The sequence below is a fragment of the Pseudomonas sp. GD03842 genome, assembly GCF_029841165.1.
In the GTDB taxonomy this organism is placed as follows: Bacteria; Pseudomonadota; Gammaproteobacteria; order Pseudomonadales; family Pseudomonadaceae; genus Aquipseudomonas.
In genome coordinates, this window is the sequence record NZ_JAOCEA010000017.1 from 112864 (window position 1) to 129981 (window position 17118).

Here is a 17118-nt window from a genome sequence, read left to right on the forward strand (position 1 = left end):
AAGGCTCGGGTCACTATAATGCGCGGTTCTTCGAATCACCTGATGAATCCGAACCCGCATGGCCAAGAAGCTTTACATCGAAACCCACGGTTGCCAGATGAACGAGTACGACAGCTCGCGCATGGTCGATCTGCTGGGCGAACATCAAGCGCTGGAAGTCACCGCTCGCGCGGAAGATGCCGACGTGATCCTGCTCAATACCTGCTCGATCCGCGAACGCGCCCAGGATCGCGTGTACTCCCAGCTAGGCCGCTGGCGTGAGCTGAAACTGGCCAATCCGGAAATGGTGATCGCCGTGGGCGGCTGCGTGGCCAGCCAGGAGGGCGAGGCCATTCGCGACCGTGCGCCCTATGTCGACGTGGTCTTCGGCCCCCAGACCCTTCATCGCCTGCCCGAGATGATCGACGCAGCGCGGGTCACCCGGCTCCCGCAAGTGGATATCTCATTTCCTGAAATCGAGAAGTTCGACCACCTGCCCGAGCCCCGCGTCGATGGCCCGAGCGCGTACGTCTCGGTGATGGAAGGCTGCAGTAAATACTGCACGTTCTGCGTGGTGCCCTACACCCGCGGCGAGGAAGTCAGCCGCCCGTTCGACGACGTGATCACCGAGGTCTTCCATCTCGCGGAAAACGGCGTGCGTGAAGTGACCCTGTTGGGCCAGAACGTAAATGGCTATCGCGGCACCACCCACGACGGGCGCGTGGCCGATCTGGCCGAGCTGATTCGCGTGGTCGCCGCCATCGACGGCATCGACCGGATTCGCTACACCACCTCGCACCCGCTGGAGTTTTCGGACAGCCTGATTCAGGCCCATGCCGAAGTGCCGGAATTGGTCAAACACCTGCACCTGCCAGTGCAATCGGGTTCCGACCGCATTCTGGCGGCCATGAAGCGCAACCACACCGTGCTGGAATACAAATCCCGCTTGCGCAAACTCCGCGCCGCTGTGCCAGATATCTGCATCAGTTCCGACTTCATCGTCGGCTTTCCCGGCGAGACCGAGAAAGACCATCAGCAGACCCTGAAGCTGGTGGAAGAGGTCGGTATGGATTTTTCCTACTCCTTCGTCTACAGCCAGCGCCCGGGGACCCCGGCAGCCGATCTGCACGACGACACCCCGGAAGAGGTGAAGAAGGAGCGTTTGAAACAGCTGCAACTGCTGATCGATCGCCAGGGCTTCGAAATCAGCCGCCGCATGGCGGGCACGGTGCAACGCATCCTGGTCACCGATTATTCGAAAAAAGACCCGGGAGAACTCCAGGGGCGCACCGAGAACAACCGCATCGTCAACTTCCGTTGTGACAACCCGAAGATGATCGGGCAGTTCGTTGACGTGTACATCGACAGCGCACAACCGCACTCGCTGCGCGGTTCGCTGTTGCAATAGGGACAGACGCCGCAAGCCAGCGATGGCGCAAAATCCTGTAGGAGCGCGCTTGCCCGCGACCATGGTGTTTCAGACAAAACACTGCTGGCTGACAGAAAGCTATCGCGGGCAAGCGCGCTCCTACGGGTTTTATCGCAATATCCAATCCGACCATTAGTAAGTGGGCCCTTTCGGACACTGCCCACAGGGGTTATCCTTCATTCCACATTCATTGCCGTCGGGCGGCTGATAACCACTTTGAACGCACCTATCGAACCTCATCGTTTCAGTCTCGAACCTATCGAGGCCCATCGCTTCGCCAATCTGTGCGGCCAATTCGACGAGCACTTGCGCCTGATCGAACAGCGGCTGGACATCGAAATCCGCAATCGCGGAGGCCAGTTCGAAATGATTGGCGAGCGCAAACAGACCACTTCTGCCGAAAACCTGCTGCGACGCCTGTACCGGGAGACCAAGAGCACCGAACTGTCTCCGGACATGGTCCACTTGTTCCTGCAGGAGTCCGGCGTCGAAGCGCTGGACAACCACCCTGCCGCCGACGCGGGCGTTGCGCTGCGCACCAAGAAGGGCATGATTCGCCCGCGTGGTTTGAATCAGCAGCGCTACGTGAAGGAAATTCTCGGCAACGACATCAACTTCGGCATCGGCCCGGCAGGTACGGGTAAAACCTACCTGGCGGTGGCGGCTGCGGTCGATGCACTGGAGCGCGAGCAGATTCGCCGCATCCTGCTGGTCCGTCCGGCCGTCGAAGCGGGTGAAAAGCTGGGCTTCCTGCCGGGCGACCTGGCGCAGAAGATCGACCCGTATTTGCGGCCGCTCTACGACGCGCTGTACGAGATGCTGGGCTTCGAATACGTTGCCAAACTGATCGAAAAACAGGTGATCGAAGTCGCGCCGCTGGCTTACATGCGCGGGCGCACCCTTAACAACAGCTTCATCATTCTCGACGAAAGTCAGAACACCACTGTCGAGCAGATGAAGATGTTCCTGACCCGTATTGGCTTTGGCTCCACCGCAGTGATCACCGGTGACATCACGCAGATCGACCTGCCACGCGGCACCAAGTCAGGCCTGACCCACGTCATAGAAGTGCTCAAGGACGTGCCGGGCATCAGTTTCACTCACTTCAAGCCCAAGGACGTCGTGCGCCACCCGCTGGTGCAACGCATCGTCGAAGCCTACGAGCGCTTCGAGGCGAGCCATAATGATCCGCAGCCCACCCGGGAATCCCGCCGCGATGCTTGAGCTGGATTTGCAGATCGCGACTCACGCCAGCGCTCCCAGCGAAGCCCAGTTCCGTCTGTGGTGTGAAATGGGCTTGCGTCAGCGCGCGGCGGATTCGGAAATGACCATCCGCCTGGTGGACGAAGCCGAAGGCCGGGAACTGAACCACACCTGGCGTCACAAAGACTACGCCACCAATGTACTGTCGTTTCCTGCCGAAGTCCCTGACGAACTGCTCGACATCCCGCTGCTGGGCGATCTGGTCATTTGCGTACCGGTCGTCGCGCGCGAAGCCGTCGAGCAGGGCAAGGCGCTGGACGCCCATTGGGCGCACCTGGTGATCCACGGCTGCTTGCACCTGTTGGGCTATGACCATATCGAGGACGAAGAAGCCGAGGAAATGGAAGCGCTGGAACGAGAGTTGCTTGCAGAGCTTGGCTATCCCGATCCCTACGCCGACGATGAGCTCGGCGACACACCCACTTCAGAAACACCTGGCAAGGACCACGAGTAAGGGCTATGAGCGAAGATCGATCGAGCAACGGGCAAAAGTCATGGTTGGGCAAACTGACCCAGGCATTTGCCCATGAGCCGAAAAACCGTCAGGAGCTGCTGGAGCTGCTGCGCGAAGCCCATCAGAACAAGCTGCTGGACAGCGAAGCGCTGGCCATCGTCGAGGGCGCCATCCAGGTCGCCGACCTGCAAGTGCGCGACATCATGGTGCCGCGCTCGCAGATGATCAGCATCAAGGCCAGCCAGAGCCCTCGCGAATTCCTGCCCGCGGTGATCGATTCGGCGCACTCGCGCTATCCGGTCATCGGCGAAAGCCACGACGATGTGCTGGGCGTGCTGCTGGCCAAAGACTTGCTGCCACTGATCCTCAGGGAAAACGGCGGCGCGGACGATGTGAAGAACTTGCTGCGCCCTGCGACCTTCGTGCCGGAGTCCAAGCGGCTGAACGTTTTGCTGCGCGAGTTCCGCGCCAACCATAATCACATGGCCATCGTCATCGACGAATACGGCGGCGTGGCCGGGCTGGTGACCATCGAGGACGTGCTCGAGCAGATCGTCGGCGACATCGAAGACGAACACGATGTCGAGGAAGACAGCTACATCAAGCCGCTGCCCAGCGGTGACTTCCTGGTCAAGGCGCTGACCCCCATCGAAAGCTTCAACGAGTTTTTCGACAGCGAGTTCTCGGATGACGAGTTCGACACCGTCGGCGGCCTGGTGATGAATGCGTTCGGGCACTTGCCCAAGCGTAATGAAATCACCGAAATCGGCGCGTACCGTTTCCGCATCCTGAACGCGGACAGCCGTCGTATTCACCTGTTGCGCCTGAGCCCGATCTCCCGCTCGTAGTCTTACCTTCATAAAGGATCGTAAATGCGCTGGATCACCCGCCCCGGCTGGCCCGGTAATCTGCTGGCCATGGCGGCTGGCGCACTGACCACTCTGGCCCTGGCGCCGTTCGATATCTGGCCACTGGCGATCGTCGCGCTGGTGGTGTTCTACCTGGGGCTGCGTGATCTCAAGCCTCGGCAGGCCTTGTGGCGCGGATGGTGCTACGGTTTCGGGCTGTTCGGCGGCGGCACCAGCTGGATCTACGTCAGCATCCACACCTACGGTGAAGCGCCGGTGTGGTTGGCCGGATTCCTGATGGTGCTGTTCTGCGCATCGGTGGCGTTCTTCTTCGCCCTGCCCGCCTTCCTGTGGGCCCGCTGGATTCGTCGCAACGAAGCGCCTTTGGCCGACGCGCTCGCTTTCGCAGCATTCTGGTTTGGCCAGGAAATGTTCCGTGGCTGGTTCCTGACCGGCTTCCCTTGGCTTTATTCCGGTTACAGCCAGCTTGATGGTCCCTTGAAAGGCCTCGCGCCATTGGGTGGGATGTGGCTGATCTCGTTCAGTCTCGCCTTGACCGCCGCCCTGCTCTGCAACCTTCCACGGCTGCGCGCCCGCAAAAGCTTTCTCGCCGCAGGCGTCGTTCTGTTGCTCGCGCCTTGGGTCATTGGCCTGAGCCTGAAGAACCACGCGTGGACCGAGCCGTCCGGCGCGCCGCTGACAGTCGCGGCCATGCAGGGCAATGTCGAACAAAGCATGAAGTGGGACCCGGCTGCGCTTAACGCGCAACTGGCGCTGTACCGCGACATGACCTTCGCGTCGCAGAAGGCCGACCTGATCGTCTGGCCGGAAACCGCGGTGCCGGTACTCAAGGAGTCGGTGGAGGGCTACCTGTCGGTCATGGGCAAATTTGCGGCCGACCGAGACGCGGCATTGATCACGGGTGTGCCATTGCGGCAGAAAACCGGCCGCGGCGAATTCCGTTATTACAACGCGATCACGGTGACCGGAGAGGGTGACGGCACTTATTTGAAACAGAAGCTCGTCCCGTTTGGCGAATACGTGCCGCTGCAGGACCTGCTACGCGGGTTGATCACCTTCTTTGACCTGCCAATGTCTGACTTCGCCCGCGGCCCCGCCGATCAGGCCCTGTTGCAGGCCAAAGGTTACGAAATCGCTCCGTTCATCTGCTACGAAGTGGTCTACCCGGAGTTTGCGGCCGGCCTGTCCGCCCAGAGCGACTTGCTGCTGACAGTGAGCAATGACACCTGGTTCGGCACCTCGATCGGTCCGTTGCAACACCTGCAGATGGCGCAGATGCGGGCTCTGGAGGCCGGACGCTGGATGATCCGCGCCACCAACAATGGCGTCAGCGCGCTGATCGACCCATTCGGCAAAATCACCCGCACTGTCCCGCAGTTCCAGCGTGCGGTGATGTACGGCGAGGTGACGCCGATGCACAACCTCACGCCTTACCTGCATTGGCGTTCGTGGCCGCTGATCATTCTGTCGGTGCTGTTGATTGGCTGGGCACTGCTGGCGAGCCGGATTGCCAAGACGGTCTAGGTCATTGCAGGAGCGCGCTTGCCCGCGATGGCGTTCTGTCAGTCAGAGGTGAACTCACTGATAAACCGCCGTCGAGGGCAAGCGCGCTCCTACAAAAGAGAGCATGCCGCCCTAGCGATAAAACAACCGATACCCGACCAGTCCCGCCGCTTCATTCAACAACTGCCCGCTCTGCCAGACCGCCTTGGCCTCAGGCGTCCAGCCACCGAATGGGCGAGCGTTGTCGACGCTCAAAAAACCGACCGGCGCGGGCACCACGTCAAAGCCTGCCTTCTCGAAACTCCAGACCGACCGTGGCATGTGCCAGGCCTGTGTCACCACGACCACCCGCTTGATGCCCTGGGGCAGCAAGATCGCCGCGCTCATGGTTGCATTTTCCCAGGTCGTGCGGCTCTCCCCCTCCTGCCAACGCACGCTCACGCCAAAGTCATCGCGCAGTGACTCGGCCATGATCGACGCTTCGCTCGGAGGCGCCCCGAAATGCAGGCCACCGGTGGTGAGAATCGGCAGGCCCGAGGCTTTCGACAACCGTGCCGCATAGCGCATCCGCTCCAGCGCGACGCCCGTGGGAATATCGGCGCCCCAGCTCGGATCGTTGCGCTCACGCCCAGATCCCAGCACCACAATGGCATCGGCGCGCTGCGCCAGGATGGCCCAATCGTCCTGTGACAAAGGCGGAACGGTCTCGATGGCCCTCGCCGACCATTGCACGACAATCGGCAAACTCATCGCCGTCATCCCGATCAGCCCAATGGCAAACAGCATCCGCGCAAGCCGGGGCCGGGCATTTCTCAACCACCAGGCGAACAACAGGAGCAGTAAAAAGGCGCCTGGGGGCAAAAGAAGATTCTTGATGAAGTAGCGAAAAGGCATGGGCATCTCCAGAGATGCCCGAAGCCTAATGGGAATGACACTAAGCAACAATGCTTAAACAGGCGGGAATGAGACCCGCAGAGGTTACCGCTTGAAATGTTTACTGGAACTGTAGCGACTCAACTTCGCCGACACCTTGGCACGACGCTGATCCTTCAGCCAGATGACATTGGCTGCCGGACGCGGTGCACGGAACGACGGCTCCGAAGGCTCCCGTGAAGTGCTGGAACTGCCTTTCTTTACGCCGAGTGTTTCCTCTTTGACCACGGCTTGTTTCAAGACGGCCTGGCGTATTTCGCTTCGGTCCAGGTAAGCCTCGATGAGTTGGAATTCGGCGTGGCTCAACCCACGCAACTCCAGTTCGAGGGGGTGCTCGTCACGAAGCCGGACTGCTGTTTTTGCCATGTCCAGGGCCAGCCCCAGACGATCGATCAAACGGTCATACAGATCAGAAATCTTTGCTTGGTGCCGCAGCTCTGCCATCCGTTCACCTCACTGAAGATAAACCCATACCCTCGTCAATGAGCTTAGCGGCACTGCAAAAACTGGCGCGGTGCCGCGACCAACGGCGGGCGGGGGCTTGAGGCATGTAATCAGGGTTTCCCTCGGCAGTCTGCCCTCATGTATGCTACGGGGCTTCCTGTCATTCCACTTCCGCTCACCCGGACACGAACACACCGCGCCACCGAACGGCCTTGCCTGAACAGCACGCCCATCCGGTCCGGGAATGCAGCGAAGCGGTCAAGGGTCACCCATCTTTAGTCAAAAGTAGCCATGCACGAACTCTATCAGCCCCGCGAAACCGAAGCCGCCGCCCAGACGTTCTGGGAAGAGCAAAAGTCGTTTGAAGTCAGCGAGCAACCCGGCAAGGACACTTACTATTGCCTGTCGATGTTCCCTTACCCGAGCGGCAAGCTGCACATGGGGCATGTGCGCAACTACACCATCGGTGACGTGATCGCGCGCTATCAGCGCATGCAGGGCAAGAACGTCCTGCAACCGATGGGCTGGGACGCCTTTGGCATGCCGGCGGAAAACGCCGCGATGAAGAACAACGTCGCCCCTGCCAAGTGGACGTACGAAAACATCGCCTACATGAAGACCCAGCTCAAGAGCCTGGGCCTGGCGATCGACTGGTCCCGCGAGGTCACGACTTGCAAGCCTGACTACTACCGCTGGGAGCAGTGGTTGTTCACTCGCCTGTTCGAAAAGGGTGTGATCTACCGCAAGAACGGCACGGTGAACTGGGACCCGGTCGACCAGACCGTGCTGGCCAACGAACAGGTCATCGACGGCCGCGGATGGCGTTCCGGGGCGGTGATCGAAAAACGCGAAATCCCGATGTACTACTTCAAGATCACGGCCTACGCCGATGAGCTACTTGAGAGCCTCGACGAACTGCCGGGCTGGCCTGAACAGGTCAAGACCATGCAGCGTAACTGGATCGGCAAATCGCGCGGGATGGAAGTCCAGTTCCCCTACGACCAGGCATCGATCGGCGAAGCGGGCGCACTGAAAGTCTTCACGACTCGCCCTGACACCCTGATGGGCGCGACCTACGTGGCCGTCGCCGCCGAGCACCCGCTGGCGGCCCTGGCAGCGCAGAACAATCCCGAGCTGCAAGCCTTCATCCACGAGTGCAAGAGCGGCAGCGTCGCAGAAGCCGACGTCGCGACCCAGGAAAAGAAGGGCCTGCCGACGGGCCTGTTCGTGGAGCACCCACTGACCGGCGAAAAGCTGCCGGTGTGGGTCGCCAACTACGTATTGATGCATTACGGCGATGGCGCGGTCATGGCCGTTCCCGCCCACGATGAGCGGGACTTCGAATTCGCGACCAAATACGACCTGCCGATCAAGTCGGTGGTGCGTACCAGTGCTGGCGACGCTTCGCCGGCCCCTTGGCAAGACGCTTATGGCGAGCACGGCCAATTGATCAATTCCGGGGAGTTCGACGGTCTGGACTTCGCGGGAGCGTTCGACGCCATTGAAGCCGCGCTGATCAAAAAAGATCTCGGCAAATCGCGCACCCAGTTCCGCCTGCGCGACTGGGGCATCAGCCGCCAGCGCTATTGGGGCTGCCCAATCCCGATCATCCACTGCGACGCCTGCGGTGACGTGCCGGTTCCTGAAGATCAGTTGCCGGTCAAGCTGCCTGAAGACGTGGTGCCGGACGGAGCAGGCTCGCCCCTGGCGCGCATGCCTGAGTTCTACGAGTGCACCTGCCCTAAATGCGGCGCACCGGCCAAACGCGAAACCGACACCATGGACACCTTCGTCGAATCGTCCTGGTATTTCGCACGCTACGCCTCGCCTCACTACGAAGGCGGCATGGTCGATCCGAAAGCCGCCAACCACTGGCTGCCGGTCGATCAATACATCGGCGGTATCGAACACGCGATCCTGCACTTGCTGTATGCACGCTTCTTCCACAAATTGATGCGTGACGAAGGCCTGGTCAGCTCCAACGAACCGTTCAAGAACCTGCTGACCCAGGGCATGGTGGTCGCCGAGACCTTCTATCGCCTCGAAGCCAATGGCAGCAAGACTTGGTTCAACCCGGCAGATGTCGAATTCGAACGCGACAGCAAGGCCAAGATCATTGGCGCCAAGCTGATCGCCGATGGCCTGCCGGTGGAAATCGGCGGCATCGAGAAGATGGCCAAATCGAAAAACAACGGCGTCGATCCTCAGTCGATGATCGACCAGTACGGGGCTGACACCTGCCGTCTGTTCATGATGTTCGCCTCGCCGCCTGACATGAGCCTGGAATGGTCCGACTCCGGCGTCGAAGGTTCGCATCGCTTCCTCAAGCGCGTCTGGCGCCTGGCGCAGACCCACGTGGCGGCGGGCCTTCCGGGCGCGCTGGACAAGGCAGCCCTGAACGACGATCAGAAAGCCATTCGCCGCTCGATCCACCTGGCAATCAGGCAAGCCGGCCAGGACGTTGGCCAGCACCACAAATTCAACACCGCCATCGCACAGGTCATGACGTTGATGAACGTGCTGGAAAAGGCCCCCCAGGCATCGGAACAGGACCGCGGTCTGCTTCAGGAAGGCCTGGAAACGGTGGCTTTGCTGCTGGCCCCGATCACGCCGCACATCAGTCACGAACTGTGGAACGCGCTGGGTCACGCCGACCCGGTGATCGACGCCCAATGGCCCGTGGTCGATGAGGCCGCGCTGGTGCAGGACACGTTGCAACTGGTGGTCCAGGTCAACGGCAAGCTGCGCGGTCAGATCGAAGTGTCTGCCAGCGCCAGCCGCGAAGACGTCGAAGCCGCTGCCCGCACCAACGAAAACGTGCTGCGCTTCACCGAGGGCCTGACGATTCGCAAAGTGATCGTCGTGCCCGGCAAACTGGTGAACATCGTCGCCAGCTGATTGGATCAGGCGCCTGGCACTCAACCAGGCGCCCACAACACTTCCAGGGCCCGCCGCTTCGGGCTCAAACGGATTCAAGGGGAGCTACAAGATGATCAAACGCAACCTGCTGGTAATGGGCCTCGCCGTATTGCTGAGCGCCTGCGGTTTCCAGCTGCGCGGGACCGGCACCAACACCTTGGCCGTCAAGGAACTGGACGTCAGTGCTCGTGATGCCTATGGCGACGTAGTGACCCAGTTGCGTCAGACCCTGAGCAACAGCGGCGTACATGTGTACACCGGTGCCCAGTACAAACTGTTCCTGGCGCGCGAGGATGAAACCCAGCGCACCGCCAGCTACGCCGGCTCGGGTCGCTCCGCCGAGTACGAGTTGACCACGGTGCTCAAGTATCAGATCCAGGGCACCAAGAACGTGGTACTGCTGGACGACAACGTCCAGTCGACCCGCACCTTCGTGCATGACGGCAACAACCTGATCGGCTCCGACCAAGAAGCCGCACAGGTGCGCAAAGAAATGCGCAGTGAACTCGTGCAGAAGATGATCGCGCGTCTGCAACAGCTGACACCCGACCGTCTCGACGAACTGCAAGCCAAGGCCGATGCCGCCGCCCGCGCGCAGGCCGACGCCGAAGCAGCGGCTCAACGCATTCGCGACGAGACGCCGCAGCAGTCACCTGTCGAATTCCCGACCAAGTGACAGCATCGGGGCCGGTTCGCCGGCCCCGATCGTTTCTGAACCATGAAACTCGCCCCCGCCCAGCTTTCCAAACACCTCCAAGGTGCGTTGTCGCCTGTCTACATCGTCAGCGGCGACGACCCCCTGCAATGCCAGGAAGCCTGCGACGCCATTCGCAGCGCTGCCCGCCAGCAAGGCTTCGATGAGCGTCAGGTGTTCAGCGCCGACTCGAGCTTTGACTGGGGCACGCTGCTGCAAGCGGGTGCCAGCATGTCGCTGTTTGCCGAACGCCGCCTGCTTGAACTGCGCCTCCCCTCGGGAAAACCCGGCGATAAAGGCGCCGCTGCGTTGCTGGAATACTGCAATCGCCCTGCCGAAGACACGCTGTTGCTGATCAGCCTGCCCAAGCTGGACGGCGCCGCGCAGAAGACCAAATGGGGCAAGGCCTTGGTCGAGGGTCCACAGACTCAATTCGTGCAGATCTGGCCGGTGGATGCGAGCCAGCTACCGCAATGGATTCGCCAGCGTTTGGCACAAGCCGGTCTGGCCGCAAGCCCTGACGCCGTGGAGCTGATTGCCGCCCGTGTGGAAGGCAACCTGCTTGCCGCCGCGCAGGAAATCGAGAAGCTCAAGCTGATGGCCGAGGACGGCCAGATCACGGTCGAAACCGTGCAGGCGGCCGTGGCGGACAGTGCGCGGTTCGACGTGTTCGGCCTGACCGACGCGATCCTCAACGGCGAAGCTTCCCACGCCTTGCGCATACTTGAAGGCCTGCGCGGCGAAGGTGTCGAGCCGCCAGTCATTCTTTGGGCGTTGTCCCGAGAGTTGCGCGTGCTGGCCAATCTTGCGTTGCAGTTCAGCCAGGGGACACCGCTCGATAAAGCCTTCAGCCAAGCCCGTCCGCCCATCTGGGACAAGCGCAGGCCGCTGATGAGCAAAGCCCTACAACGCCACTCAGCGCGACGCTGGAATCAGCTCTTGATGGACGCTCAGTACATCGACGCGCAAATCAAGGGCCAGGCACCCGGCTCAGTCTGGAACAATCTGAACCTGCTTGCGCTGCACATGGCCGGACAGCGGCTGGCGTTGCCGTCGGAATAGTTTCCCAACGCCCTCACGACGTCAAAACGACTGATCTTCCGGGTGAAAACTGAACACAGCGTCCGCCGCTCGATTCAAGTCGATGCGTATGACCGGCCTGATCAGTCCGTCAGCTGAGCGCCGGATGTCTTGCTGGATTTCGTTCGCTTGCCGAAGCCCTTCGGCATTTCCCGAGATGTAATAAACCGCATCGACGTACTCAGCCGCGTTCATTTTCCAGTTTTCGATCATGATCTCGTTGTAGCGGTAATAAGGTGACTCCGTGCCAGTGATGTTTTCCTTGCGTCCATTGACGGCCAGCATGAAGGACGCAGGTGAGATCGCTAAACTGCACTGGTGGTTCCGTCGCTCCCACTCAGGCGTCTCGAGAGGGGTACGCCAATGAGCCCCCAGCTGTGCCAGCGTGGTGATACCTTGGGAAGCGCAGCTCTCGCTCCCTGGGGTCGGACTGCTAATGTGCAGCCCGCATCCTTTGTCAGCACGCTTCCAACTATCGGCATCGGCCATGTAGATACATAGCGCACGCATGGCAGGCAGCCCTGCCGGAATAGATTCCAATTCCCGAAAGATGATCCCCTGGCCTTTACTGCTGTACAACGCCAGCGTCTTGATATCTCCTCGGAGATAGGAGAGGGCAGTTGCGCCCGCAGGAGCGGAATCCTCGTTGGGGTTCCAGGCGTGATAATTGGTGCTGTATGACGCAGCGCGAACAAGGACGCCGCTGCAGTACACAGGGGCCGTGCCTCCTGCCCTCCTGCGCACGATGGCGTGAGATTGGCGTGTCGCGCGTTCAAACGCTGGGCTACCAGCGCACCTTCGCCGTCGCCAGCCCTTACCACAGTGAAGCGTTTGGCGCTGTTGGTCAAATCGATGCGGACGATGGGCAACTCGATGCCAGACTTGGCTTGATAAGCCAGCTTGAGCTGCTGAGCATTGAGCAAGCTTCCTCTGGAAGCCTCGTAAAAAATCGCTTCGATCGGCAACCGAGCGGGGTCGGCCGTGTTCCAGTTCTCAAAGAGGATCTCATTGCCATAGGCGCGGGTCAGGTCCGGAAAGCGCGGACGCACCGTCAGGCTGGTGATGAACTGCGCTGCGCCTTTCGTACTCAGCGAACATTGGTTGATGCGGGAAGAGCCGTGGCTAATGAAGTTTTCAATCCAGGCATCAGGCGATGTCGCAGGCATTGATAAGGTCGCACAACTGGCGAGATCGGCGGGAAGAGGAATGGGGTCTTGCCCGTTCGCAAAGCCGCATCCGTGCATTGCTCGATTGTTCTCCTGAGTGTCGGCCATGAACGGATAAATGCAGCGCGCATTGACCGCCAGCTTGCCCGCCTGCTGTGCACTGTCGGGGTCCATCCTGATAAACCCGTTGGTCAGATCACTGCTGTCCGAATTAACGCCGCTACGGATATAGGAAAAGGTCGTGGAGCCCAGTCGAATGGCGTCAGCGCTGAGCCCCCAGAAGTCGTAGCTCGGATTGTAGTTCGCACGCCGAATGAGAAGCCCCGAGCAGTTGTATGCAGGCCTATCGCCCGAACATTTCGCCACGTTGCTGATGTAGCGGTTTGTAAGCCTGTCTTCGAGATCCTCCAGCGGCCGCGCAACACCGCTGGCCATTTGCTGCGAATTGGCTATCGAAGGTACATGGCTGGTCGTGCAACCGCCGAGCATCAACAGGCTCATGATGAGCATCAAGGTCTTCATATAGTCTCTCCTTGACAGGCTCGGCGTTACCGACCTCGCCCTTATCCATCCCGCAGATTTCCGTTAGCGTTCTGAAGTTATTTATTGTCGACTGTCAAAAATGACAGTGACCAGGAGCACCAGTAGAGCTGAAGTAGCGAGCAAAAGCTGGCCATGGTGCGCGAACGCATGGAACCCGGGCAAAGCGTTTCGGTGGGCGTCACGCGCAACGGCATCACGCCAACCAGCTTTTCCCATGGCGCAAGCTTTATCAGGAAGTCAGCTTGCCAGCGGTCAGTGCCAGTGAAGCTGGTCAGCGAAAGTCTCGGTGTGTCGCGCTCTCACCAAACGGTTCGGGTCAAACACGGCGCGCAACTGAAGGCACGGCGTGCCGGCATTCACTCCGATGGTTGTACGAGCCTGATCAATACGCCTGCTCCTCACGTTGATACGTGAACCAATCGCCCGCTGACGCTGCAAGGTTTAGCCGAATGACCGGCTTGATTTGCCCGTCGGTCGAGCGCCAGAAGTCTTTCTGGATTTCTTTGGCTTGCCTGAGTCCATCACCGCTGCTCTCACCGGCAACGTAGTAAAAAGTGTCGAGCGGTAGTCGGGACGGGATGTCCATGGGCCAGGCCTCGATCATCAGTTCGTTAAAGCGGTGATAGACGGATTCGCTACCGGTCACCAGTTGGCGTCGTGCCTCAATGGACAGCATGAACGGCACGGGTTCGATAGCGAGGCTGCATTCGTGTTCCCGACGGGTGGTCAAATTGGCTATCGACAGGTAATGCTGGCGAAACTGGTCAAATGTTGTAATACCCTGCGAAGCACAACTTGCACTTCCAGTCGGATGTTTTGCGTGAGCGCCACATCCTTTATCAAGACGCCGATCGGTAGCGCCATCATCAATAAAAATGCATAAAGCCTGCACGGGCGTCATCCCCGCATTGTGTGCGTACTCCAACTCGCGAAATATGATCCCCGCCGGCTTGTCGCGAAACATCGCCAACGTCTTTACATCCGCCCTCAAGAAACTGAACGACACGCCCTCAGGTTGCGCGCTGCCGGGGTTAGGGTTCCATGCCTTGTAACTAGTACTGTAGGAAATAGCTCGAGCCAGCACTCCGCTGCAATACACCGCCGCTTTCGCGCCAGGGCATTCACCAGTGGTATTGGCGTAACGTTCATTCAGCCGCTTGGCAACCGTCCAGCCGTCTTCCTGGTCAACCTCCCTCAGTACGAAACGCTTCGCGCCTGTACCAAAGTCCAGTCGAATGATCGGCAATTCGATATCGGTCTTCGTTCGATAGGCATGCTTGAGTGCCTGCGCATTGACCAGACTGCCCTCCTTCGAGGCGTTATAGAAAATAGCTTCGATTGGAAGATTTGCAGGCGCCTGAGTCTCCCACGGTTCAAAGAGGAGTTCATTGCCGTACAGCTTTGTGAGATCCGGGTAGGAGGCTCTAACCGTCAAGCTCGTGGCAAACTGTGCTGCAACCATGGTGCTCAACGAGCACTGATTGATACGGCTAGGACCGTGTTCGTTAAAGTTCTTGATCCAGGCGGGCGGGGTCACTGCCGGAACCGCTAGTGTGGCGCAATTGCTCAGATCGTCAGGCAACGGTGTGGGATCGGGTCGATTGGCAAATCCGCAACCGTGCATTGCCCGGCTGTTTGACTGAGCATCCGCCATGAATGGAAATATGCAGCGTGCTTTGAGTACAAGCTTACCTGCGGCCTTGGCGCTGTCTGGATCCATCAGAACGTAGCCGCTGGTGATGTCATCGCTACTGGAATTCAATCCATTGCGGATGTAAGAAAAGGTCGCAGAACCCACACGTGCTTCATCGGCGCTATACCCCCAGAAATCGGAGTTCGGATCGTAATTCACTCGCCGGATCAACACGCCGGAGCAATTGAAGGCTGGCGTGCCCCCGGCGCAACTGGTCACAGCGCTGTTATAACGAGCGATAAGGCGATCGGCTACGGTTGCGAGGGTTGCCTGGCGCGCCTGAACCGTTGGCGCAACCTCAGGCGTTTCTGTACGGGTGCAGGCACCCAGAATCAAAAACAGCAGCAAGGGTATGAAAATCCTTTTCATGTGCTTCTCCAGTCATGGTGCTTATTGGCCACTCCTTGAAAAACTCTGCTACAGGACTGCGCGCGCAACTACTGTCAGAAGTGACAGCAGGCAAGAACGTCTCGCGATAAGCATGCGGTTGGAAAGAGGATTCGACATGTCGATAGCGGCGATCAATTGGACGTACAGACCTCGTTGTCCGATGATCCCCGCCCCATGGTTAACCGACCCAAGAGCGTTCTCTATGACCAAAGCCAAAAAGCGGCCGAACAAAGCCAAATCCATCATCGCCCAGCCCCTGTTCCGCAGCCGCCAGGAACAACCCGCCAAGGGCAAAGGCAGCTACCGCCGCGAAGCCTTCCAGTCGAAAAACTGGGAGGCTTCTTCCGTTATGGCGGCTTGAAAACATTTCAGGTTACTGACCGGCGCCCCGCCGACAGGGCCGACATGTTAAGGTCTGCACCTTACGGTTTATCCCTGTGGACCCCAGAATGCCCTCGAGCTTTTCCCATCGCTGGCCCGTTCGCCAGTTGATCGCCGCCTCCAGTTTCCTTGTGCTGGTCGCCTGCGCGGAGCAACCCACCGCTGCCGTCGCCACTCCCCTGCAAACCGCCCCTATGGCGGTCGCCAAGCCAGCGTCAAACGCCCAGACTGCCGTCGCCCAGCCCGACGATTCGAACTTCGAAATCCAGCCAGCAATGAGCTTTGCCGAATGGCAGACGGCCTTCCGCGCACAGGCGCTTGCCGCCGGGATCCGCGCCGATGTCTTCGATAACGCGTTCGCCGGCATTACCCCTGACATGAGCGTTGTCAAAGCCGACCGCAGCCAGCCTGAATTCACCCGGCCAGTCTGGGAATACCTTGACGGCGCGATGTCGCCAGTGCGCGTGCGCAAGGGTCAGGCGCTGCTGGCGCAGTACGCGGATGTGCTCAACGCCATCGAACAGCGCTATGGCGTGGATCGTCAGGCGCTGGTTGCGGTATGGGGCATGGAAAGCAGCTTTGGGCAGTTCCAGGGTACCCAGTCGGTGATCCGCTCGCTGGCGACGCTGGCCTATGAAGGCCGCCGCCCGCAGTTCGCGCAGGACCAACTGATCGCGGCGCTGCAGATCATCCAGCATGGAGACATTGACGCTCAGAGCATGCTCGGCTCTTGGGCGGGGGCCATGGGGCAGACGCAATTCATTCCCACGACCTACAACACTCACGCGGTGGATTTCGACGGAGACGGCCGTCGCGACATCTGGAATTCACCCGTGGACGCCCTCGCCTCCACCGCCCATTACCTGCAAAGTTCTGGCTGGCAGAAAGGGCAGCCCTGGGGTTTCGAGGTGCAATTGCGCCCGGGTTTCGACTATGCACTGGCGGACGCCTCGACCCGCAAGAGCGTCGGTGAATGGCAACAACTGGGCCTGAAACTACCCAGCGGTGGCGCGCTGCCAGCCAACCTGTTGCAACAGCAGGCTGCGTTGTTGTTGCCCGCCGGGTACAAAGGCCCGGCATTTCTGGTGATGGACAACTTCCGCGCGATCCTCAAATACAACAACTCCTCTTCCTACGCGTTGGGCGTCGGGCTGCTGTCAGAGCGTTTCAGTGGCGGCGGTTATGTGATTGCCCAGTGGCCGCGCGGTGATCGCCCACTGAGCCGTTCAGAGCGTATCGAGCTGCAAACCCTGCTGTCAGCCCGTCAGTACGATGCTGGCGCTGCAGACGGGATTATCGGCGCCAACACGCGCAAGGCGATCCGTAGCGCTCAGCAGGCTTTTGGCTGGCCTGCGGACGGGTATCCCACGCAAGAGTT

At 60.0% G+C, this 17118-nt stretch carries 15 protein-coding genes and 1 pseudogene; 11 read left to right on the plus strand and 5 right to left on the minus strand.

Annotated elements, in window-relative coordinates:
• Positions 1-58 precede the first annotated feature (58 nt).
• From miaB to lnt, 5 genes are all read left to right on the plus strand, one after another.
• Complete coding sequence (gene miaB / locus N5D61_RS21940) at positions 59-1387, plus strand: tRNA (N6-isopentenyl adenosine(37)-C2)-methylthiotransferase MiaB (protein ID WP_108239583.1); 1329 nt, start codon at positions 59-61, stop codon at positions 1385-1387.
• Between the two features lie 237 nt (positions 1388-1624).
• Positions 1625-2632 carry a PhoH family protein gene (locus tag N5D61_RS21945; protein ID WP_108239582.1) on the plus strand — a complete coding sequence of 336 codons (1008 nt, stop codon included), beginning with the start codon at positions 1625-1627 and terminating at the stop codon, positions 2630-2632.
• A complete protein-coding gene (gene ybeY, locus N5D61_RS21950) occupies positions 2625-3125 on the plus strand; it encodes an rRNA maturation RNase YbeY (RefSeq protein WP_108239581.1) in 501 nt (166 codons plus the stop codon). The genes N5D61_RS21945 and ybeY overlap by 8 nt, the downstream gene beginning before the upstream one ends.
• A gap of 5 nt (positions 3126-3130) precedes the next feature.
• Positions 3131-3973 carry an HlyC/CorC family transporter gene (locus tag N5D61_RS21955; RefSeq protein ID WP_108239580.1) on the plus strand — a complete coding sequence of 281 codons (843 nt, stop codon included), beginning with the start codon at positions 3131-3133 and terminating at the stop codon, positions 3971-3973.
• Positions 3974-3997: 24 nt separating this feature from the next.
• Positions 3998-5518: an apolipoprotein N-acyltransferase gene (lnt, locus tag N5D61_RS21960; protein WP_279894218.1), complete on the plus strand. Its 1521-nt coding sequence runs from the start codon at positions 3998-4000 to the stop codon at positions 5516-5518.
• A gap of 111 nt (positions 5519-5629) precedes the next feature.
• Here lnt and N5D61_RS21965 read toward each other — a convergent pair whose 3' ends face one another.
• Together N5D61_RS21965 and N5D61_RS21970 are read right to left on the minus strand one after the other, a co-directional pair.
• Positions 5630-6391 (minus strand): YdcF family protein, encoded by a 762-nt coding sequence (locus N5D61_RS21965; RefSeq protein ID WP_279894220.1) that lies wholly within the window; start codon positions 6389-6391, stop codon positions 5630-5632.
• Between the two features lie 84 nt (positions 6392-6475).
• Positions 6476-6874 (minus strand): hypothetical protein, encoded by a 399-nt coding sequence (locus N5D61_RS21970; protein WP_279894222.1) that lies wholly within the window; start codon positions 6872-6874, stop codon positions 6476-6478.
• Positions 6875-7165: 291 nt separating this feature from the next.
• On the opposite strand from N5D61_RS21970, the gene leuS reads away from it, so the two are divergent.
• The 3 genes from leuS to holA all read left to right on the plus strand — a co-directional run bounded on the left by leuS (position 7166) and on the right by holA (position 11549).
• Positions 7166-9772: a leucine--tRNA ligase gene (gene leuS / locus N5D61_RS21975; RefSeq protein WP_279894224.1), complete on the plus strand. Its 2607-nt coding sequence runs from the start codon at positions 7166-7168 to the stop codon at positions 9770-9772.
• 91 nt (positions 9773-9863) lie between these two features.
• Positions 9864-10469 carry an LPS assembly lipoprotein LptE gene (lptE, locus tag N5D61_RS21980; RefSeq protein ID WP_279894227.1) on the plus strand — a complete coding sequence of 202 codons (606 nt, stop codon included), beginning with the start codon at positions 9864-9866 and terminating at the stop codon, positions 10467-10469.
• 42 nt (positions 10470-10511) lie between these two features.
• Positions 10512-11549 (plus strand): DNA polymerase III subunit delta, encoded by a 1038-nt coding sequence (holA, locus tag N5D61_RS21985; protein WP_279894228.1) that lies wholly within the window; start codon positions 10512-10514, stop codon positions 11547-11549.
• A gap of 21 nt (positions 11550-11570) precedes the next feature.
• Here the strand turns inward: holA and N5D61_RS21990 are convergent, their stop codons facing one another.
• Both N5D61_RS21990 and N5D61_RS21995 read right to left on the minus strand, forming a co-directional pair.
• Positions 11571-11852, minus strand: a complete 282-nt coding sequence (locus N5D61_RS21990) for a hypothetical protein (protein WP_279894229.1) — start codon at positions 11850-11852, stop codon at positions 11571-11573.
• Positions 11853-11872: 20 nt separating this feature from the next.
• Complete coding sequence (locus tag N5D61_RS21995) at positions 11873-13255, minus strand: hypothetical protein (RefSeq protein WP_279894231.1); 1383 nt, start codon at positions 13253-13255, stop codon at positions 11873-11875.
• Positions 13256-13408: 153 nt separating this feature from the next.
• On the opposite strand from N5D61_RS21995, the pseudogene N5D61_RS22000 reads away from it, so the two are divergent.
• Positions 13409-13542 (plus strand): annotated as a pseudogene (locus N5D61_RS22000) (transposase); the annotation flags it as partial.
• A gap of 116 nt (positions 13543-13658) precedes the next feature.
• Here the strand turns inward: N5D61_RS22000 and N5D61_RS22005 are convergent.
• Positions 13659-15338, minus strand: coding sequence for a hypothetical protein (locus tag N5D61_RS22005; protein ID WP_279894233.1), 1680 nt, complete (start codon positions 15336-15338; stop codon positions 13659-13661).
• A 223-nt stretch (positions 15339-15561) separates the two neighbouring features.
• Between N5D61_RS22005 and arfA the strand changes: the two genes are divergently transcribed.
• Positions 15562-15720, plus strand: coding sequence for an alternative ribosome rescue factor ArfA (arfA, locus tag N5D61_RS22010; RefSeq protein ID WP_279894236.1), 159 nt, complete (start codon positions 15562-15564; stop codon positions 15718-15720).
• A gap of 88 nt (positions 15721-15808) precedes the next feature.
• On the plus strand, positions 15809-17118 hold a 1310-nt coding region (locus N5D61_RS22015; protein ID WP_279894238.1), incomplete at its 3' end, for a lytic murein transglycosylase.